Origin of the sequence: Phenylobacterium sp. (genome assembly GCF_046291545.1) — a bacterium.
Taxonomy (GTDB): Bacteria; Pseudomonadota; Alphaproteobacteria; order Caulobacterales; family Caulobacteraceae; genus Phenylobacterium.
This window is the reverse complement of sequence record NZ_JBKBSM010000022.1, coordinates 1-19,323: the sequence shown is the minus strand read 5'-3', so window position 1 is coordinate 19,323 and position 19,323 is coordinate 1. Positions and strand designations below refer to the sequence as shown.

Annotated in this window: 19 protein-coding genes; 11 read left to right on the top strand and 8 right to left on the bottom strand. The window is 70.9% G+C overall.

Annotated elements, in window-relative coordinates; all coding sequences use genetic code 11:
• Positions 1-433, top strand: a 433-nt coding sequence (locus ACK4YQ_RS19380) for an energy transducer TonB (protein ID WP_409613917.1), incomplete at its 5' end; no start/stop codon positions are given.
• Positions 434-436: 3 nt separating this feature from the next.
• On the opposite strand, the gene ACK4YQ_RS19375 is transcribed toward ACK4YQ_RS19380, so the two are convergent.
• Positions 437-796 carry an EthD domain-containing protein gene (locus ACK4YQ_RS19375; RefSeq protein WP_409613914.1) on the bottom strand — a complete coding sequence of 120 codons (360 nt, stop codon included), beginning with the start codon at positions 794-796 and terminating at the stop codon, positions 437-439.
• A gap of 38 nt (positions 797-834) precedes the next feature.
• The gene (gene rnd, locus ACK4YQ_RS19370) at positions 835-2,010 is read right to left on the bottom strand and encodes a ribonuclease D (protein ID WP_409613912.1); all 1,176 of its coding nucleotides are present in this window, start codon (positions 2,008-2,010) and stop codon (positions 835-837) included.
• Positions 2,011-2,091: 81 nt separating this feature from the next.
• On the opposite strand from rnd, the gene purM reads away from it, so the two are divergent.
• From purM to ACK4YQ_RS19355, 3 genes are all read left to right on the top strand, one after another.
• Positions 2,092-3,117 (top strand): phosphoribosylformylglycinamidine cyclo-ligase, encoded by a 1,026-nt coding sequence (gene purM / locus ACK4YQ_RS19365; RefSeq protein ID WP_409613909.1) that lies wholly within the window; start codon positions 2,092-2,094, stop codon positions 3,115-3,117.
• Between the two features lie 115 nt (positions 3,118-3,232).
• Positions 3,233-5,479, top strand: coding sequence for a TonB-dependent receptor plug domain-containing protein (locus ACK4YQ_RS19360; RefSeq protein ID WP_409613906.1), 2,247 nt, complete (start codon positions 3,233-3,235; stop codon positions 5,477-5,479).
• 22 nt (positions 5,480-5,501) lie between these two features.
• The gene (locus tag ACK4YQ_RS19355; RefSeq protein WP_409613904.1) at positions 5,502-6,602 is read left to right on the top strand and encodes a phytase; all 1,101 of its coding nucleotides are present in this window, start codon (positions 5,502-5,504) and stop codon (positions 6,600-6,602) included.
• Positions 6,603-6,684: 82 nt separating this feature from the next.
• Here the strand turns inward: ACK4YQ_RS19355 and ndk are convergent, their stop codons facing one another.
• The gene (gene ndk / locus ACK4YQ_RS19350; RefSeq protein WP_409613901.1) at positions 6,685-7,104 is read right to left on the bottom strand and encodes a nucleoside-diphosphate kinase; all 420 of its coding nucleotides are present in this window, start codon (positions 7,102-7,104) and stop codon (positions 6,685-6,687) included.
• 240 nt (positions 7,105-7,344) lie between these two features.
• On the opposite strand from ndk, the gene ACK4YQ_RS19345 reads away from it, so the two are divergent.
• The gene (locus ACK4YQ_RS19345) at positions 7,345-9,225 is read left to right on the top strand and encodes an ABC-F family ATP-binding cassette domain-containing protein (protein ID WP_409613898.1); all 1,881 of its coding nucleotides are present in this window, start codon (positions 7,345-7,347) and stop codon (positions 9,223-9,225) included.
• Here ACK4YQ_RS19345 and ACK4YQ_RS19340 read toward each other — a convergent pair.
• Positions 9,201-9,752 carry a GNAT family N-acetyltransferase gene (locus tag ACK4YQ_RS19340; protein WP_409613895.1) on the bottom strand — a complete coding sequence of 184 codons (552 nt, stop codon included), beginning with the start codon at positions 9,750-9,752 and terminating at the stop codon, positions 9,201-9,203. The two genes, ACK4YQ_RS19345 and ACK4YQ_RS19340, sit on opposite strands and share 25 nt — an antisense overlap.
• A 56-nt stretch (positions 9,753-9,808) precedes the next feature.
• Here ACK4YQ_RS19340 and ACK4YQ_RS19335 point away from each other — a divergent pair, with 56 nt between their 5' ends.
• The gene (locus tag ACK4YQ_RS19335) at positions 9,809-10,396 is read left to right on the top strand and encodes a histidine phosphatase family protein (protein ID WP_409613893.1); all 588 of its coding nucleotides are present in this window, start codon (positions 9,809-9,811) and stop codon (positions 10,394-10,396) included.
• Positions 10,396-10,692: a DUF1294 domain-containing protein gene (locus ACK4YQ_RS19330; protein ID WP_409613890.1), complete on the top strand. Its 297-nt coding sequence runs from the start codon at positions 10,396-10,398 to the stop codon at positions 10,690-10,692. The genes ACK4YQ_RS19335 and ACK4YQ_RS19330 overlap by 1 nt, the downstream gene beginning before the upstream one ends.
• A gap of 13 nt (positions 10,693-10,705) precedes the next feature.
• Here ACK4YQ_RS19330 and ACK4YQ_RS19325 read toward each other — a convergent pair whose 3' ends face one another.
• From ACK4YQ_RS19325 to ACK4YQ_RS19310, 4 genes are read right to left on the bottom strand one after another with little or no spacing between them, the layout of a single operon-like run.
• The gene (locus ACK4YQ_RS19325) at positions 10,706-11,032 is read right to left on the bottom strand and encodes a peptidase inhibitor I78 (RefSeq protein WP_409613887.1); all 327 of its coding nucleotides are present in this window, start codon (positions 11,030-11,032) and stop codon (positions 10,706-10,708) included.
• Entirely contained in the window at positions 11,029-11,487 is a 459-nt protein-coding gene (locus ACK4YQ_RS19320; protein WP_409613884.1) for a DNA polymerase III subunit chi, read from the bottom strand. The genes ACK4YQ_RS19325 and ACK4YQ_RS19320 overlap by 4 nt, the downstream gene beginning before the upstream one ends.
• A 12-nt stretch (positions 11,488-11,499) precedes the next feature.
• Positions 11,500-12,174 (bottom strand): hypothetical protein, encoded by a 675-nt coding sequence (locus ACK4YQ_RS19315; protein WP_409613881.1) that lies wholly within the window; start codon positions 12,172-12,174, stop codon positions 11,500-11,502.
• Positions 12,175-12,180: 6 nt separating this feature from the next.
• Positions 12,181-13,662: a leucyl aminopeptidase gene (locus tag ACK4YQ_RS19310; RefSeq protein WP_409613878.1), complete on the bottom strand. Its 1,482-nt coding sequence runs from the start codon at positions 13,660-13,662 to the stop codon at positions 12,181-12,183.
• A 163-nt stretch (positions 13,663-13,825) separates the two neighbouring features.
• On the opposite strand from ACK4YQ_RS19310, the gene lptF reads away from it, so the two are divergent.
• From lptF to ACK4YQ_RS19290, 4 genes are all read left to right on the top strand, one after another.
• A complete protein-coding gene (gene lptF, locus ACK4YQ_RS19305; protein ID WP_409613875.1) occupies positions 13,826-14,965 on the top strand; it encodes an LPS export ABC transporter permease LptF in 1,140 nt (379 codons plus the stop codon).
• Complete coding sequence (lptG, locus tag ACK4YQ_RS19300) at positions 14,962-16,065, top strand: LPS export ABC transporter permease LptG (RefSeq protein ID WP_409613873.1); 1,104 nt, start codon at positions 14,962-14,964, stop codon at positions 16,063-16,065. Before lptF ends, lptG begins: the two co-directional genes overlap by 4 nt.
• Positions 16,066-16,167: 102 nt before the next feature.
• Positions 16,168-18,399 carry an LPS-assembly protein LptD gene (locus ACK4YQ_RS19295; protein WP_409613871.1) on the top strand — a complete coding sequence of 744 codons (2,232 nt, stop codon included), beginning with the start codon at positions 16,168-16,170 and terminating at the stop codon, positions 18,397-18,399.
• Between the two features lie 43 nt (positions 18,400-18,442).
• On the top strand, positions 18,443-19,323 hold an 881-nt coding region (locus ACK4YQ_RS19290; RefSeq protein ID WP_409613868.1), incomplete at its 3' end, for a peptidylprolyl isomerase.

Below are 19,323 nucleotides of genomic sequence, written 5' to 3'. Positions count from 1 at the left end.
CCCGCCCGCCCCGCCGGCTGTCGAGCCCGCGCCGGCGGCCGCGCCGGGGCCGACGCCGCTCGCGGCTCGGGCGCCTGGGCCGCAAGGCGCCCTGGCGCGCCACGGGGACCGTACCGGCCTGGATGTCGACGCCCCGCACGGCCGCCGCGATGACTACGCCGCGCGCCTCAGAGTCTGGCTGGAGGCGCACAAGGTCTATCCCAGGCGCGCGCGCCTGCGCCGCGAAGAGGGCGTGGTCGAGGTGCGCTTCATCGTCGATCGACAGGGCCGCCTCCTGGACGGCGGCATCCTGCGCAGCTCCGGCCATGCGAGCCTGGACGCCGAGGCCCTGGCCATGCTCGCGCGGTCCGAGCCCTTCCCGGCCGCCCCGCGGCACATGGCCGGCGAGCGCTTCGAGGTCTCCGCGCCCGTGGCCTTCAGCCTCGAGCGCTGAGCCCTAGAAGATCACCCGCTCCTCGCCGAACCAGAGGGGCGACTTCGCGTGGTCGATGAACCTCTTCTCGTCCTCCAGCAGCAGGCGCCCCGCCTCCCGCGCCGCCGGATCCGTCGAGGCCATGTCCTCCAGGCTGTCCCACCAGAGCTGGGCCACTCCGTCGTACGGCGGCGGCGCCCCGCGGCTCTGGCGGATCGGCTCGGAGATGTCCTCGGGCAGGCTGTGCATCTGCACGTAGCGGCGGATGCGAAGGGTCTCGCGCACGCTGGCCACCAGCGGCGCGTGGGTGTCGAACCAGTAGTCCTGGAACTCCTGGCGGCTGAGGTGCGGCAGGCGCACCAGGGCGAAGGTCAGCTTGATCATGCCGCCATCCTGGGCGGGACGGCGGGCCTTGCCCAGTCCTACTGTGCGGCCGCCTTCGGCGCCCGGCGCACCTCGACCACCCGCACCCGCGTCCCGTCCAGCACCAGGGCCAGTTCGCCACGCTTAAGCTTCAGGGCGTCCTCGCCGAAGGCCTCCCGCCGCCAGCCGCTCAGCGCCGGCGTCTTGGCGTGGTCGTCATTGGCGATCTGCTCGAGGTCAGCGACCGTGGCGATCAGCTTCGAGGCGACGCCGGCGTCCTCGGCCCGCGCCTTGAGCAGCACCTTCAGCAGCTCCACCACCGCGCCGGCCGCCGGCGAGGGCGGGGCCTTGGCCTTCTCCACCACCGGGGCGTAGCCGTCCGGATCGCGCAGCGCCTCGCGCACCGCCGCCAGCAGGTCCGGCCCGAAGCGCGAGCCGGAAAAGCCCTTTGGCACCGAGCGCAGGCGGTCCAGGGCCTCGGCGTCGGTGGGCGCCTGGGTGGCGATCTCGTCGATCGCCTCGTCCTTCAAGATCCGGCCCCTGGGCTGGTCGCGCATCTGGGCGGTGCGTTCGCGCCAGGCCGCCACGGCGCGGAAGATCGCCAGATACTTCACCGTGTGCCGGCGCGGCTTCAGCCGCCGCCAGGCGTTCTCCGGATCGACGTCGTAGTTGGCCGGGTCGGTCAGGTTGACCATCTCGTCGGTCACCCAGTTCAGCCGGCCTTCCTTCTCCAGCCGCCCCCGCAGCAGGGGGAAGAGCTCCGCCAGGTGCGTCACGTCGGCCAGGGCGTAGGAGAGCTGGGCGTCCGTCAGCGGACGGCGGGCCCAGTCGGTGAAGCGGCTCGACTTGTCGATCTCCACCTTCAGCATCTGCCGCACGAGCGCGTCGTAGGCGATCTGCTCGCCGAACCCGGCCGCCATCCCCGCCACCTGGGTGTCGAACAGCGGCCGCGGCATGGCCTGCAGGTTGTTGAAGATCTCCACGTCCTGGCGTGCGGCGTGGAACACCTTCAGGATCGCCTCGTCCCGCAGGATGGCGAGGAACGGCTCCAGGTCGATCCCGTCGGCCAGGGGGTCGATGACCGCCCACGCGTTGGGAGCGGCCGCCTGGATAAGGCACAGCTTGGGCCAGTAGGTCGTCTCGCGCATGAACTCGGTGTCCACCGCGACGAACGGCTGGCCTTTCAACTGATCGCAAAACGCCGCCAGTTCGGCGGTGGTCGTAATCGGCGTCATCGGCTAGCTATAGCCCCGCGCGCGCCCGAGTCTGCAAGGGTGCGTTGCGTCAAAACGCCATTTCTTCGAGACCTCCGCCCCATGACCGATCGACCGAACGGCCTCACCTACGCCCAGGCCGGGGTGGATATCGATGCGGGGAACGCCCTGATCGACCGGATCAAGCCCCTCGCCAAGGCCACCCGCCGCGCCGGGGCCGACGCGTCCCTAGGCGGCTTCGGCGCCCTGTTCGACCTGAAGGCGGCCGGCTATTCCGATCCGCTCCTGGTCACCACCACCGACGGCGTCGGCACCAAGCTGAAGATCGCCATCGAGACCGGCCTGCACGACACCGTCGGGATCGACCTCGTCGCGATGTGCGTGAACGATCTTCTGGCCCAGGGCGCCGAGCCGCTCCTGTTCCTCGACTACTTCGCCACCGGCAAGCTCGACGTCGAGGCCGCCGCGCGGGTCGTCGCCGGCATCGCCGAGGGCTGCCTGCAGGCCGGCGCGGCCCTGGTGGGCGGCGAGACCGCCGAAATGCCCGGCATGTACGCCGAGGGCGACTATGACCTGGCCGGCTTCTCCGTCGGCGCCGTCGAGCGGGGAGCGGTGCTGCCGCGCCTGTCCGACCAGGCGGCGGGCGACGTCCTGATCGGCCTCGGCTCCTCCGGTCCCCATTCCAACGGATATTCGCTGGTCCGGCGCATCGTCGAGCGCTCCGGCCTCGCCTGGGACGCGCCTGCGCCCTTCGCTCCGGGCCAGACCCTGGCCCAAGCGCTGATGACGCCCACGCGGATCTACGTGAAGAGCGTCGTGCCGCAGATCAAAGCGGGGCGGATCAAGGGCCTGGCGCACATCACCGGCGGCGGCCTGATCGAGAACCCGCCGCGCGCCATCGCCGAGGGCCTCGTGGCCGAGTTCGACTGGGGCGCCTGGCCCCTGCCCCCGGTCTTCACCTGGCTGCAGGAGACGGGCGGCGTGGCCGAGCACGAGATGCGGCGCACCTTCAACTGCGGCCTGGGGCTGGTGCTGATCGTCGGCCCCGAGGACGCGCCTCAGGTCCTGGCCGATCTGCTCGACGCCGGGGAAGCCGCCGTGATCTGCGGACAACTTTCAGCGGCTTGATCATACCGCCGCGCGACCTTCGTCCGCCTGTCGCCAAAGCGTCACCAAAGCTCAGTCAAACTCACATCAATCCTGACTAGTCAGCCCCCCAAACAAGACGTCGAGGGGCTCTTTCATGCTGACCAACCACCGCCGCGCCGCGCTGTTCGCGGGCGCCGCCTTCGCTGCGCTCGCCTTCCACACGGCCGCGGCCGCCGAGGACGAGGCGATCCGCACCGCCGAGGAGCCGGTGACCGCCTCCGAACTGGTGGTTCCCGGTCAGATCCACTACCGCAACCGCACCGAGGACACCGCCCCGGCGCTGACCTACGAGCTCGACTACTTCCAGCGCTTCGAGCCGCTCACCGCCGGCGACGCCCTCAAGCGGGTGCCCAGCGTCGCCTTCCTCTCCGACGTGCTGGAGTCCGACGGCGCGCGCCTGCGCGGCCTCGACCCCACCTACACCCAGGTCCTGATCAACGGCGAGAAGGTGCCCGGCTCGGGGGTCGACCGCTCGTTCTTCGTCGATCGCATCCCGGCCGAGCTGATCGAGCGCATCGAAGTGGTGCGCTCCGCCTCGGCCAACCGCAGCGGCGACGCCATGGCCGGCACGCTCAACATCGTGCTGCGCGACGCCTACGCCCTGGACGGCGGCTTCGTGCGCGCGGGCGCCCTGTACTTCAACGACGGCCGGGTCCGCGAGACCATCGGCGGGGTCTATTCCACCGAGGTGGGCCCGGGCCGCCTGCTCATCGGCGCCAACCTGCAGGGACGCCGCAATCCCAAGGAAAAGCGCAGCCTGCGCTATTCCGAGCCGCCGGCCTCGGACGCCAACTTCTCCAACCGCGAAGACCAGACGGACCTGCGCAACGGGACCGACTATTCGGCCAACCTGAACTACACCATGCCGCTCAGCGGCGGCGAGCTGGAGCTCGGCGCCTTCTACATCAAGACCGACCGCACCCAAGACGAGAACTCCTGGGAGTATGACGCGCTGGTCGGCGGCACGATGGAGACCGTCAACCACCAGGTCGTCGACATCGACCAGGAGAACATCACCCTCTCCGCCCGCTACGAGCGCGAGATGCTCGGCGGCAAGACGACCCTCAAGCTCGGCTACGCCAACTTCACCGAGAACGACGTCGACACCGAGGAAGAGACCGACTTCACCCGCAATCCGGACCGCTTCACCGGCGACCTGGAACTGACCGACCTGGACGACACCGAGACCACCGCCAAGCTGGCCCACAAGCGTCCGCTGGGCGCGGCGGAACTGGAAGTCGGCCTGCAGTACCAGAAGAAGGAGCGCGACACGCGGATCGTCACCGACCGCAACCGCTTCAACCTGCCGGGCACGAACCCGGCCTATGGGCCGTTCGTCGACGTCGACGGCGGGGTCAACTCCATCGAGGAGACCCGCCTGGACCCCTACGTGATGCTGTCGGGCGACGCCGGTCCGGTGCGCTGGGAAGCGGGCCTGCGCTACGAGACGACCGACGTCACCATCGTCGATGAGACCGCGCCCGCGGCCGACCGCTCCAACTCCAAGGACTACGCGATCCTGCTGCCCTCGGCGCACCTGCGCTGGTCGCTGACCCCGCAGGACCGGATCACCCTTTCGGTGGCCCGCACCATCCGCCGGCCCGGCTTCAACGAGATCTCGCCGGCCCTGCTCACCGCCGAGCTGGGCGACAACGACTACCTCGGCAATCCCGACCTCGAGCCGGAAACCGCCTGGGGGATCGACGTCGGCTATGAGCGCCGCCTCGGCCGCACCGGCGTGGCGGGCGTCAACTTCTTCTATCGCGACGTCCAGGACCTGATCGAGATCGCCAACACCGGCGACGAAGGCGACGAGGGCCCCGGCACGTTCGTGCTCACCTCGCGCAACGCCGGCGATGGCCAGGTGTGGGGCGTCGAGTTCGACGTCTCCGCCCCGCTGACCGCCTTCGGCCTGAAGGACACCGGCGTGTTCCTCAACTACTCCTGGCTCGACAGCGACGTGACCGACGAGTTCGGCTCGCGCCGCTTCAACAGCCAGGCCGACTACGTCTTCAACGTCGGCTTCATCCAGGATCTGCCCGCCTACGGCGCGGCGTTCGGCGTGACCTACCGCAAGCAGGGCGACGCCTATGGCCGCATCGTCGGCGAGGAGGTCACCACCAGCTACGGCGGCGACCTGGAGATGTTCGCCGAAAAGCGCATCGGCAAATCGGTCACCGTGCGCTTCACCGCCTCCAACATCCTCAACGGCACGAAGGACGAGGTGTTCAACAAGTTCAACACCATCGAGGACCAGATCGACCGCTCGTTCGACGAGTACGAACTGGAGACGGAAGAGGCCGGCCCGGTCTATCAACTGATCGCGCGCGTCGCGTTCTGACGCCCCGGTCATGAGGTCCAAGATGCTCCCTTCCGCCGGCCTGCGGGCCTGCGCGATCCTCGCCGCCAGCGCGGCCCTGGGCGCCTGCGCGCTCCTGGACGCCGAGGCCAGATCCGACTCGGGCAAGATGCTGGTCGGCGTGGGAACTCCCGTGCCGGTGGCCGGCGAGACCGTGGCGGTCGGCACCGAGCGGGCCGACGCCGCGGACGACCCGGAGATCTGGGCCGATCCGCGCGATCCCTCCCGGGTCGTGATCTTCGGCACCGACAAGCAGGCGGGGCTCTACACCTACGGCCTCGACGGCAAGGTGCTGCAGTTCATCCCCGACGGGCGGCTCAACAACGTCGACCTGCGCGACGGCTTTCCGACGCCGGCCGGCGAGCGCGTGCTGGTCGCCGCCAGCGACCGCGGCCGGGGCGGCTTCGCCCTGTACCTGATGGACCCCGCCACGCTGCAGGTGAAGCCCTGGGGCGTGATCCCCCTGGACCTCGCCGAACCCTACGGCCTGTGCGTCGGCCGCCGGGGCGAGGCCTTCGTCGTCATCGTCAACGGCACCGACGGCCAGGTGCGCCAGACCCGCGTCGAGGCCGGCGCCGACGGCCAGGCCCGCGCGGTGGAGGAACGGCGGTTCGCCCTGGGCAGCCAGACCGAGGGCTGCGTCGTCGACGACCGGACCGGGCGCCTCTACATCGGCGAAGAGGCCAAGGGCGTCTGGCGCTACGACCTCGATCCGGCTTCGGGCGATGCGCACACGCAGCTGGCGGCCGCGCCGTCCGACGCGCTGAAGCCCGACGTGGAGGGCATGACCCTGCTGCGGGAGGGCCAGGAGACCTATCTGATCGTCTCCAGCCAGGGCGACAGCGCCTTCGCCGTCTGGCGAGTCGATGGGGCCGAGCCCGCCTACAAGGGCCGCTGGTCGGGCGTGGCCGCCAACGGCGTGGACCCGATCACCGGCACCGACGGCGTCGCCGCCCTGGGCGGTCCGGTGGGCCGCTTCCCGTCGGGGCTGGTCGTCGCCCAGGACGACGTGGACACCGAGGGCGAAGTCGCCTCCACCGCCAGGGCGCGGCAGAACTTCAAGCTGGTGGACTGGCGCGACATCCGCCGCGCCCTCGGCTTCTAGGGTTCGGACCTCCAGGGTCCGGAAACGCAAAACGCCCGCGGCTCGCGCCGCGGGCGTTTCACCGTCAGGAGCTTGCTGCGGTTCAGCCGACGATCTGGTCGTCGGTGAAGAACTGCGCGATCTCGATCTTGGCGTTGTCCTGGCTGTCGGAGCCGTGCACCGAGTTTTCGCCGACGTTCAGGGCGAAGGCCTTGCGGATGGTGCCTTCGGCGGCCTGTTCCGGGTTGGTGGCGCCCATGATCTCGCGGTACTTGGCCACGGCGTTCTCGCCTTCCAGCACCTGCACCACCACCGGGGCGGAGGTCATCTGGGCCACCAGCTCGCCGTAGAACGGGCGCTCCTTGTGGACTTCGTAGAACTTCTTGGCCTGGGCCTCGGTCATGCGGATGCGCCGCTGGGCGACGATGCGCAGGCCCGCGTCTTCGATCATCGCGTTGATCTTGCCGGTCAGGTTCCGGTTGGTGGCGTCCGGCTTGATGATCGAGAAGGTGCGTTCGGTCATGGGTCTGTCTTGGTGTTGTTATGAACTGGGAAACGCGGCGAGCCGCGAGGTCGCGGGCTTATAGCCGTCCGGCCGCCCCCCGCCAAGGCAAGGCTCTCTATTCCCCCGCGACGGACGCTCCGGTCTCTGCTATGAGCCCGCCAAGGTCAGGCGGGCGGCGGCTTCACATCACATCTGACCGGCCATCCGCGGCGGCCACGGCCCGTCCGCGCGCGTTCCTTCCTGCCCTGTCGTTTTCCCATGCTTCAGATCCAAGAGCTCGTGTTCGACGCCTGGGGGCGTCGCTTCTTCGACGGCGCCAGCGTCTCGATCCCCAAGGACGCCAAGGTCGGCCTGGTCGGCCGCAACGGCGTCGGCAAGTCCACGCTGTTCAAGCTGATCCTCGGCCAGCTCACCATCGGCGGCGGCGAGATCCGCCTGCCCAAGCAGGCCCGCATCGGTTCGGTGGACCAGGAGCATCCGGCCACCCCCGTCACCCTCCTCGACACGGTGCTTGAGGCCGACGTCGAGCGCGCCCGGCTGCTGAGCGACCTGGAGACCGCCCCGCCCGAGCGGATGGGCGAGATCTACGACCGGCTGATCGAGATCGACGCCGACCGCGCCCCGTCCCGCGCCGCCGAAATCCTGTCGGGCCTCGGCTTCTCCAACGCCGACCTCGCCCGCCCCATGGCCGAGTTCTCCGGCGGCTGGCGGATGCGCGTGGCCCTGGCCGCGGCCCTGTTCGCCGAACCGGACCTGCTGCTGCTGGACGAGCCGACCAACTACCTGGACCTGGAAGGCGCCCTGTGGCTCGAGGCGCGGCTTCGCAAGTACCCGCACTCGGCGGTGATCATCAGCCACGACCGGGAGATCCTGAACAACTCCTGCGACCACATCCTGCACCTGCACGATGGCAAGCTGGACCTCTATGTCGGCGGCTACGACTCCTTCGAGACCCAGCGGGCCGAGAAGCTGCGCCTGCAGGAGGCCACCCGCGCCAAGATCGAGGCCCAGCGCGCGCACATGCAGGCCTTCGTGGACCGGTTCCGCTACAAGGAATCCAAGGCCCGGCAGGCCCAGTCGCGGCTGAAGATGATCGCCAAGCTGCCGGTGATCTCGGCGGTGCTGCGCGAGCACACCGCCCCGTTCCTCCTGCCCTCGCCCGAGCGCCCCCTCGCCCCGCCCCTGCTGCGGCTGGAGGGCGTGTCGGTGGGCTATGGCGGTCCGCCGATCCTCAAGAACCTGAACCTGCGGCTGGACCTGGACGACCGCATCGGGCTCCTCGGCGTCAACGGGGCGGGCAAGTCCACCTTCGCCAAGCTGGTCGCCGGAGCCCTGGAGGCCGAGAGCGGGGAGATGGTGCGCAGCGCGCGCCTGCGGGCGGGCTGGTTCCACCAGCACCAGATCGAGGCGCTGGACCCGACGGACACGCCCCTCGACATCATCCGACGCATCATGCCCGAGGCCAGCGAGGCGCAGCGCCGCTCGCGCCTGGCGCAGTTCGGCCTGGGGGTGGCCAAGGCCGAGACCACCGTGGCCGACCTGTCGGGCGGGGAGCGCGCGCGCCTCCTCCTGAACCTGGTGGCCATGGAGGCGCCGCACCTGCTGATCCTCGATGAGCCGACCAACCACCTGGACATCGACAGCCGCCGCGCCCTGCTCGACGCCCTGAACGACTACGAGGGCGCGGTCATCCTCATCACCCACGACCGCTCGCTGATGGAGCTCGTGGCCGATCGCCTGTGGCTGGCCGCCGACGGCACGATCAAGCCGTTCGAGGGCGACATGGAGGACTACGCCCGCTACGTGGTCGATCGCGCCCGCGCCGCGGCTCGCGCCCCCTCCCAGGTCGCCCGCGAGGAGCCGCCGCCGCCGCCCAGGGCCGAGCCGCCGCGCAAGGCGAAGACGCCCACCGGCCCCGCCCGCCGGCGAGCCGAGGCGGCCGAAGCGGCCCTGGCCCGGGCGACCGAGGCCCTGGCGGCGATCGACCAGGCCCTGCTCGACCCGGACGTCTTCGCCAAGGACCCCGCCAAGGCAGCCGACCTCGGCCGCCGCCGCGAGGCCGCCCAGGCCCGGCTCGCCGCCGCCGAAGCCGAGTGGCTGGAAGCGGCCGAGGCCTATGAGGCGGTGAAGGAGGCCTGAGGCCCGCGCTCCAGCAGAATCGTGGGCGCATCGTGATAGGTGCTGCGGGCGTACTCGCGGTAGCCGACCCGGGCCGCCAGGGCCAGGGAGGGCGCGTTCTCCGGCGCGATCAGGCAGACGGTGCGCGCGCCGCCGAAGGCCTTGTCGCCCCAGGCGTGCAGCGCCCGCACGGCTTCGCTGCCGAAGCCCTTGCTGTGCGCCCAGGGCGAAAGCACCCACCCGGCCTCCGGCGCCTCGCCCAGCGGCGGTTCGATGGCCCGCCGGAAGTCGGCGAACCCGACCTCGCCGACGAAGCGCCCGCTCCCCCGCTCGCGCACGACCCAGTAGCCATAGCCCTTGAGCGCCCAGTGCCCGGCGTAGCGGAGCAGCCGCGACCAGACCTCCTCGGCGCTGAACGGGCGCCCGCCGATGAACCGCGTCACCTCCGGGTCCCCCCACATGGCCGCGCTTTCGGCGAAGTCCTCGACGGTGTGGCCGCGAAGGGTCAGGCGCTCGGTGTCGAGGGGCGGCGCGACGGGGGCTGGCATCTTGGGTCGGTCTCCGGGCAAGCTTGGCCGAGACGAACCTAGCCAGAGTCCCGGCCTTGTCGCAGTTGCTGTTCATCACCCACCCCGAAGTGGTCATCGATCCCGCCGTCCCGGTTCCCGACTGGCCGCTGTCCGCCCTCGGCCGGGCGCGGATGGAACGCTTCGCCGACGCCCTCGCCGGCCGCGAGGTCGCCGCCGTGTGGTCCAGCGCCGAGCGCAAGGCGCGCGACGGCGCCGAGATCCTCGCCGGCCGCCTTGGCCTGACGCCCCGGGTGGACGCGGGCCTCGGCGAGAACGACCGCTCGGCGACGGGCTACATCGCGCCTCCGGAATTCTGGGAGGTGGTCGAACGCTTCTTCGGCGAGCCCGACCGGAGCGTGCGCGGCTGGGAGACGGCGCGGGCCGCCCAGGCGCGCGTCGTGGCCGCGGTCGACCGGGTGATCGCCGCCTCCCCGGCCGACGGCCTCGTGTTGGTGGTCTCCCACGGCGGCGTCGGCCGCCTGCTCATGGCCAGGCTCCAGGCCGTGGAGATCGGCCGGGAGGACCGTCCGCCCCTTCAGGGCGGCGGCTGCTGGATCGCCTTCGACCGCGCCACCCGCGCCCTGGCCCAGGGCTGGCGCGCGCTGGAGGACGCGCCCTCTTGATGTGGGCGGCGGCTCTCTATCTGGCGGCGGTCAATACGGCGACCTTCGCACTGTTCGCCCTGGACAAGCGTAACGCGATCGAGGGTGCGCGCCGCGTGCCCGAAAGCCGGCTGCTCGCCTGGTCGGCGCTCGGCGGCGTGTTCGGCGCCGTCGCCGCCCAGCAGCTCCTGCGCCACAAGACCCGCAAGGAGCCGTTCCGCACCCTGCTGCTGGGAATTCTCGTCCTGTGGTGCGCCCTCGGCCTGGCCCTCGTCGATCCGCGCCTGCGCGAGACGCTGCTGGCGGCCCTCGCCTAGACGCCGGCCGGGCTCACCCGCAGCGCACTTCCTTCACGATCCCGGTGTCGGCGTCGAAGAAGAAGTTCAGCCGCCGCGGATTGAAGTCCAGCGTCACCGCACAGGTGGTGCAGGCCACCCGCTGCAGTTCCGGCCGCACCGGCACGGGGATCTCCGTCCGCGGCCGGCCGATGTACTTCTGCGCCTCGGCCGCCCCGCACTGGTCCGGCGGCGGAGGCGGCGGCGGCGGCGGTGCAGGCGCCGGTTCGGGAGCCGGTGTCGGCGCGGGCGGCGGCTCGGTCGCGCAGGCGCCGAGCGCCAGCGTCCCGGCCAGCACCGCCCCGGTCAGGATGCGCATCATGCCTGCTTCTCCCATCCCTTCGCCTGCTGACGCCAGTACGACGCCGGCAGGCCCTTGGCCTTGACGGCCCGCCACTGGGCGCGGGCCTTGGCGAGCGCCGCCTCGTCGCGCCCGTCGAACAGCACCACGCAGCGCGTGTAGCCTTCCAGCTCGCCCTCCTCCGCCCCGTCGATCAGGAACAGCGCCTGGGCGGCGTTGAGGTTGCCGAAGCCCGTGGTCAGCAGCACCGGCTGGCGCGCGGCGCCCGGCTCGTCCTCGGGGCCGTGCGGCAGGAAGCTGTCGTCGCGATAGCTCCAGAGCCAGCCGTCCAGGTGCTCGACCCGGTCGGCCTCGCGCGTCCGCACCACCGCCCGCCAGCCGCGGGCCAGGGTCTTCTCCAGGAGCTCGGGCAGCACCTGGTCCAGCCCGGACCGCTCCAGGTGATAGAACCAGACCTCGCAGGCTGTCTCCGACATGGGTCGAGCCTATCAGCCGGCGAGCTGGCCGGCCAAGGCCGCCACCGCGCCCGCCACCGCCTCGGCGTGGGTCACCGCGGCCAGGTGGTGCAGCGGAAGCTGGATCACCGGCCAGCCCAGCCGCCCCGCCGCCCGCGCCTCGCCCTCATAGGCCCCGCTCAGCCGCAGATAGGCCGCCGGCCCCGTCAGCTCCAGCGCGGGCGCGACCTCCTGGAAATAGGCCAGCGGCAGGGGCTCCAGCTCCCTCAGCACGGCCAGCCGCGCGTCCTCGTCGGGGATCAGGCGCTCCAGCGCCCCCGGCGGCCACCAGGCGTCCCACGCCGGCAGCAGGCCCTGCTGGGCGCCGGCTTCGAGCTGCGCGCGCAACGGCGCGGGGGCGGTGTCGAACCAACTGCGGCCGGGATGAGGCATCAGGGCGTCCACCAGCACCACCCCCGCCCAGCGGCCCTGCGCCGCCTGCAGGGCCAGGGGAACCACCGCCCCGCCGCCGCTGTGGGTGACCAGAACGTCGCCAGGACCGGCCGCCGCCATCGCTTCAGCGAGGGCCGGATAGTAGTCGCCCTCGATCTCCAGCAGCGACGGCAGCCGCAGCGCCCGCGCCTCGTGGCCGAGCGCCTCCAGGGCGGCGGCAAGCGGCTGAAGGCTCGCCGGCCCCAGCAGCGGGCTCGGCGCCAGGACGAGCCGCATGGGACCTCAGCCCTCGTACTTGTCGGCGACCATCCGGTTCAGCAGGCGAACCCCATAGCCGGTCGCGCCGTCCGGGATGGTCGGCACCGTGGACGGCTTCTTCCAGGCGGTCGAGGCGATGTCGAGGTGCGCCCAGGGCAGGTTGTCGACGAACTTCTGCAGGAACAGGGCCGCGGTGATCGAGCCGCCCGGACGGCCGCCGGTGTTCTTCACGTCGGCGATCATGCTCTCGATCTGCTTGTCGTAGGCCGCCGGCAGGGGCATGCGCCACAGGGGCTCGCCCTCGGCCTTGGAGGCCGCCAGAAGATTTTCCGACAACTCGTCGTTGTTGCTGAACAAACCGGCGTAGTCGTTGCCCAGCGAAATGATGATGGCGCCGGTCAGGGTGGCGAGGTCCACCATGAACTTCGGGTTGAATTCCTTGCGCGTGTACCAGAGCGCGTCGGCCAGCACGAGGCGGCCCTCGGCGTCGGTGTTGATGACTTCGATGGTCTGGCCGGACATCGAGGTGACCACGTCGCCGGGGCGCTGGGCGTTGCCGTCGGGCATGTTCTCGACCAGGCCGACCACGCCCACGACGTTGGCCTTGGCCTTGCGGCCCGCCAGGGCGTGCATGAGGCCGGCCACGGCGGCCGCCCCGCCCATGTCCCACTTCATGTCCTCCATGCCGTCGGCCGGCTTCAGGCTGATGCCGCCGGTGTCGAAGCAGACCCCCTTGCCGACGAAGGCGAGCGGCTGGGCGTTGCGGTCGGCCGCGCCGTTCCAGCGCATCACCACGAGCTGGCTTTCGCGCACGCTGCCCTGGCCCACGCCCAGGAGCGCGCCCATGCCCAGGTCCTTCATCTCGGCCTCGCCGAGGATGGTGACCTCCAGGCCCAGGCTCTCCAGCGCCTTGAGGCGGCGGGCGAACTCGACGGGATAGAGGATGTTGGCCGGCTCGGAGACCAGGTCCCGGGCGAAGGCCACGGCGTCGGCCACGGCCGCGTGGTCGGCGAAGGCGGCGAGCGCGGCGTCGGGATCGGCGCAGGCGAGTTCGGCCTTCTCGATGGAGGGCTTCTTCTCGGCCGGCTCCTTGGTGCGGTAGCGGTCGAAGCGATAGGCCGCCAGCCGTACGCCCAGGGCCGCGTGCACCGCCCGTTCGCCGCCGTCCGGCAGCACCACCCGCAGGACCGTCAGGCCCGAGGCCTTGACCGCCGAATAGGCTGAGGCCGCCGCATGCTCGGCGGCCACGTCGTCCCAGGCGTCGCGCTTGCCAGCGCCCACCAGCAGCAGGCGCCCGGCGGAGAGTCCGGCCGGCGCCAGCACGTCGAGCGTCTGGCCCTTGGCGCCCTTGAACCTCGCGTTCGCCAGCGCCCTGTTCAGGGCCCCGCCCGTGGTCTGATCAAGCCCGGCCGCCGGCCCCGCCATGATCTCGCCCTCGAACACGACGACCGCCAGGGCGGTCTTCTCGGTCAGCGCGGCCTCGGCCTTGACGAACTCGATCTCCATCACGCTCTCTCTATTTCAGCAGATTCAAACCTGTGGCGCCGGCCGGCGCGAGCCGGAATGACGCTCGTGCGGCGGTTGTGCGCCGCCGCGACGCATGGTTTAGAACAGGTCCGTCGTCGGAGCGCGTCGAAATTTCGCCCCGGCCCTCCTAATTCTTACGCCGATGCGCCTGATCGACCGCTACCTGCTGCGCCAATTGCTGGGCCCCACGCTGTTGGCGGCCCTGGCGCTCACGTGCGTGGCGCTGCTCTCCCAGAGCCTGTCGGCCCTCGACATCATCGTGACCCAGCGCCAGAGCGCCCTGGTGTTCCTGAAGATCACCCTGCTGGCCATGCCGCAGCTGATCAACATGGTGCTGCCGATCGCCCTGTTCGTCGCCGCCCTGGTGGCGCTGAACCGTCTGCACACGGAGCAGGAGATCGTCGTCTGCTTCGCCGGCGGCATGAGCCGCTGGCGGGTGATCTCGCCCGCCATGCGCCTGGCCTCGATGTTCGCCCTGCTGGCGCTGGTCATGAACCTGTGGGTGCAGCCGGCCGCCGCCCGCCTGATGCGCGAGACCCTGTTCCAGGTGCGCACGGACCTGGCCTCGACCCTGGTGCGTCCGGGGGAGTTCACCAGCCCGGCGCCGGGCCTGACTGTCTATGCGCAATCGGTTGATCAGCAAGGCAGATTCCACAACCTCTTCATCCACCAGGACAAGAGCGACGGCGGCGCGACCACCTATACGGCGGCCGAGGGCGAGCTGACCCAGCGCGGCGGACGCGAGGTCCTGCTGATGCGCCGCGGCTCGAACCAGGAGTTCAGCGCCACCGGCGTGCTCAACTTCCTCACCTTCGACGAGCTGCCCTTCGACCTGACCGAGCTCACGCGCACCAGCGAACTGGTCCACTACAAGCCGTCGGACCGCTACCTGCACGAGCTGTTCTTCCCCGACCTTCAGCAGGACTGGGAACGCCGTAACCGCCTGGAGATGCTGGCCGAGGGCCACGCGCGCATTGCCACGCCCCTCTACAACATCGCCTTCATGGCCCTGGCGGTCTCCGCCATCATCGGCGGCGGCTTCAGCCGCATGGGCTATGGCCGGCGCATCGCCGCCGTCAGCGCCGGGGCGGCGGTGGCGCGCATCCTGGGCTTCATCGTCCAGGCCGGCTGCGAGGAGAGCGCCTGGCTCAACATCCTGCAGTACGCGATCCCCATCGGCGCGACGGCGATCGGCCTGCGCAGCGTCTTCCGCCAGCGGGTCTCGCGGTTCATCGACGTGCGCAAGCGGCCGCGCCGTATCGTGCAGGGAGCCGCCGCATGACCGGGCTTGGCCGCATCGAGCGCTATGTGATGGGCCGCACCCTCACCAGCGTCGCCGGCGCCCTGGCGGTGATCGGCGCGGTGATCCTGCTCGTCCAGTTCGTCGACCTTTCGCGCTCGGTGGGCGTGCGCACCGACGTGACGGTGGGCCAGCTCTTCAGCCTGACGCTCCTTCGGGCGCCGTCGCTGCTGCTGGTGCTGCTGCCGTTCGTGTTCCTGTTCGGCGGCATCGCCGCCTTCGTCGCGCTCAACCGCAAGAGCGAGCTCGTCGCCATGCGCGCGGCGGGGGTCTCGGCTTGGCGCTTCGTCCTGCCTTCTGCGGGGGCCGCCTTCCTGATCGGCGTGATCACGGTGACGCTGCTCAATCCGCTGGCCTCGGTCCTCAACGCCCGCTTCGAGCTGTCCCGCGCGCAGATGATGGAGAACTACCTCACCGACGCGCCCAAGGAGGTCTGGCTGCGCCAGGGCGACGACCGCACCCAGATGGTCATCCACGCCCGCTCCCGGGCCGTCGAGGAGGGCGTGGTCAAGCTCAAGGGCGTGTCCCTGTTCGTCTACCAGAAGAACGCCCGCGGCGAGGTCGAGTTCAAGCGCCGGCTGGAGGCCGCCGAGGCGACCCTGCTGCCCGGGTTCTGGAAGCTGACCGATGTGCGCGAAGCCACCGCCGGCGAGAGTTCGGTCCATTCGGAGAGCCTCTCGATCCGCTCCAGCCTCGATTCCGAATCGGCGCTCGAGCGGTTCGCCTCGCCCGAGGCGATCGCCTTCTGGCGACTGCCCGCCGCCATCCGCCAGACCGAACAGGCCGGGTTCAGCGCCGCGGGCTATCGCTTGCGCTTCCAGCAGCTCCTGGCCACGCCGATCCTGTTCGCCGCCATGTCGATGCTCGCCGCGGCCTTCTCCCTGCGCCTGGCGCGCCTGGGGGGCCTGGCCGGACTTGCGGGGGCGGGGGTGGCGCTGGGCTTCGTGATCTTCTTCTTCAACGCCTTCGCCGGGGCGCTGGCCGACGCCGGCATCCTGCCGCTGTTCGCCGCCGCATGGGCGCCCCCCGTCGTCGCCCTTCTGTCGGGGCTGGCTCTGCTCTGCTACACCGAAGACGGTTGAATCCCGCGCAGGTGCGGCTATCCATCCGGACGACGCCGGGAAAGGAATCCAGGTTTGATGCGCTCAGGACGGCGGTCGCCGCATAGCTCGGCCAAGCATGGCTTGCTCGCGGGGGTCGCGTTCGCGGTTCTGAGCGCGGGCGCCGCCCTCGCCCAGGCCACGCCCGCCCAGCCCCCGCTGGCGGACGGCCTGGAGCGGGGCGAGCTCTACATGGAGGCGGACCTCGTGGTCCGCGACGACGCCGGCAAGACCACCACGGCCCGCGGCGACGTGGAGGTGCGCTACAACGGCCGCACCCTGCGCGCGGACGAGCTGATCTACGAGGAGGAGCGCGGCGTCATCACCGCCCGCGGCCACGTGCAGACGATCTCCGGCACGGGCTCGGTCGAGTACGCCGACGAGATCGTCCTGGACGACGAGATGAAGGCCGGCGTCGCCACTGGCTTCTCCACGCGCATGGAGAACAACGCCAAGCTCGCCGCCGCCACGGCCGTGCGCCGCAACGAGAACGTCAACGAGCTGAACCGGGCGATCTACACCCCCTGCCAGGTCTGCGTGGACAACCGCGCCAAGACCCCGACCTGGTCGATCCGGGCGGACAAGGTGGTCGAAGACCGCGAGCGCCAGCTCGTCTACTACCGCAACGCCGTGATCCGCGTGCTGGGCCTGCCGGTGTTCTACACGCCGATCTTCTGGCATCCCGACCCGCAGGCCGAACGCAAGTCCGGCTTCCTGCCGCCCACCGCCTCGGCCTCCGACCGCCGCGGGGCGTCCTACGAACAGCCCTATCTGCTGGTGATCTCGCCCTATTCGGACCTGACGCTCAGCCCGCAGATCAACACCAAGGTGAACCCCTTCCTGAACGGGCGCTATCGCAAGCGCTTCTATTCGGGGGAGATCGACGCGCGGTTCGGCGGGACCTACGACACCGACTTCGATTCCAGCGGCCAGCCCTTCGGCGAGGAGACCTGGCGCAGCTACATCCTGGCCAGCGGCGCCTTCCGCATCGACGAGAAGTGGCGCTGGGGCTTCACGGCCGAGCGCGCCTCGGACGACTACATCTTCGACAAGTACGAGGTCGGCGACGTCTACCTGTCCCGCGGCCCCTACATCGCCGACGACCGGCGGCTGATCAGCCAGGTCTACGCGGTGCGCCAGGAGCAGCTCTCCTACTTGTCGATGGCGGCGTTCAGCATCCAGGGGCTGCGCCCCTCGGACGTCGACCGCACCTTCCCGATCGTCGCCCCGCTGATCGAGGCGCGCTGGGAGCCGCCGCGGGAGATCCTCGGCGGGCGGCTGCGCGTGCGCGCCTCCGGGGTGGCCCTCACCCGCGAACAGTCGCCCGACGACCTGACCCAGCGCCTGCCGGGCGTCGACAGCCGCCGCGCCACCGGCGAGCTGGACTGGCGCGACAGCTACACCTCGCCGGCGGGCCTTCGCGTCGAGCCGTTCGTCCAGGCGCGCGCCGACGCCTACAGTCTGGAGGACGTCTCCGGCTCGGTGTCGGACACGCCCACCCGCGCCCTGGCCGTAGCCGGCGCGGACATCAGCTATCCGCTCTATCGCCGCTTCGCCGAAGCCACGGTGGTGTTCGAGCCCCTGGTGCAGGTGGCCATCTCCCCCGACGCCGAGCAGATCGTCGTCGGCTACGATTCCAGCGGCGATCCGATCTACCTGGACGAAGACAGCCAGTCCTTCGAGTTCGACGAGACCACCCTGTTCCGCGCCAACAAGTTCCCCGGCTTCGACCTCTACGAGGACGGCTTGCGCGTGAACGTCGGCGCCCGCGCCTCGGTGTTCTGGGACGACGGCCGCCGGGCGAGCCTGCTGGTCGGCCGCAGCTTCCGCGACGAGGACAACGACGCCTTCCCCGCGCGCACCGGCCTTCAGCCCACCGCCTCGGACTGGATCGTCGCGGCCGAGGCCCAGCCGCTCAAGGGCGTGTCCATGTTCTCCCGGGTTCGCCTGGACGGCGACAGCCTTGACGTGGAGCGCGCCGAGGCCGGGGCCAACGTCGCGCTCAAGCGGGCCTCGGGCTATTTCCGCTATCTGCGGGACGACGCGAACATCAACGGCGACAAGACCGAGAACCTCGACCTGGGCGCCGAGTTGGTTCTCACCGACCACTGGGGCGTCACCGCCGCGGGCAGCCGCGACCTCGTCCAGAACGCCTGGGTCGTGCGCGACCTCGGCGTCTTCTACCGCGACGACTGCACGCGGGTGGACATCTTCTACCGCCGCGAGGACACGGTCCTGGGCCGGCTGGGGCCGAGCGAGTCCATCGCCTTCCGCCTCACCCTCGCCACATTGGGCGAAGCAATAAATGCCAACTAAAGTCAGCGGCCCGGACCGCGACCTTCAAGGAACGAATCCCAGCATGACGAGCGCGCGCAAAGTCTGGGGCGCCAGCGCCCGTGGGCTGGCCCTGGCGGCTGCCTTCGCCGCCGCCGCCCCGGCCGCGGTCTCCGCCCAGGACGCCCCCGCCCCGCAAGCCCCCACCGCCGAGGCGCCGGTCCAGCCGGCGGGCATCACCGAGTCCGTCGCCGCCACGGTCAACGACGGGATCATCTCGACCTACGACCTGGCGCAGCGCATGCGCCTGCTGATCGTCACCTCCGGCATCCAGCCGACCCAGCAGAACCTGCCCCAGCTCCAGCGCCAGGCGCTGATCAGCCTCGTGGACGAGCGCCTGCAGATCCAGGAACTGCGCCGGGTCGAGAAGGAGCAGAAGTTCGACATCGTCGCCACCGACGAGGAGGTCGACGAAGAGATCACCCGCATGGCCCGCGGCAACAACATGACGCTGGACCAGTTCGCTTCTGTCCTGAAGGCCCAGGGCGTCTACGAATCCCTGCGCGACCAGATCCGCGCCGAGGTCTCCTGGCAGCGCTGGATCCGCGGCCGCTACGGCTCGCGCCTGCGCATCGGCGAGGACCAGATCACCGCCGCCCAGCAGCACGCCCTCGCCGCGGCCAGCAAGCCGCAGTACGCCGTCAGCGAGGTGTTCATCGACGCCAACCGCGTGGGCGGGATGCAGACCGCCGTCCAGGGCGCCGGCCAGCTCGTCACCCAGATGCAGCAGGGCGCTCCGTTCGCCGCCGTCGCCCGCCAGTTCTCCGCCTCGGCCACCGCCGCCAGCGGCGGCGACGCCGGCTGGGTGTCCACCGGCGAGTTCCCGCCGGAGGTGGACCAGGCCCTGGAGCAGATGCGGCCGGGCCAGCTCTCCCAGCCGATCCCGGTGAGCGACGGGGTCTACAT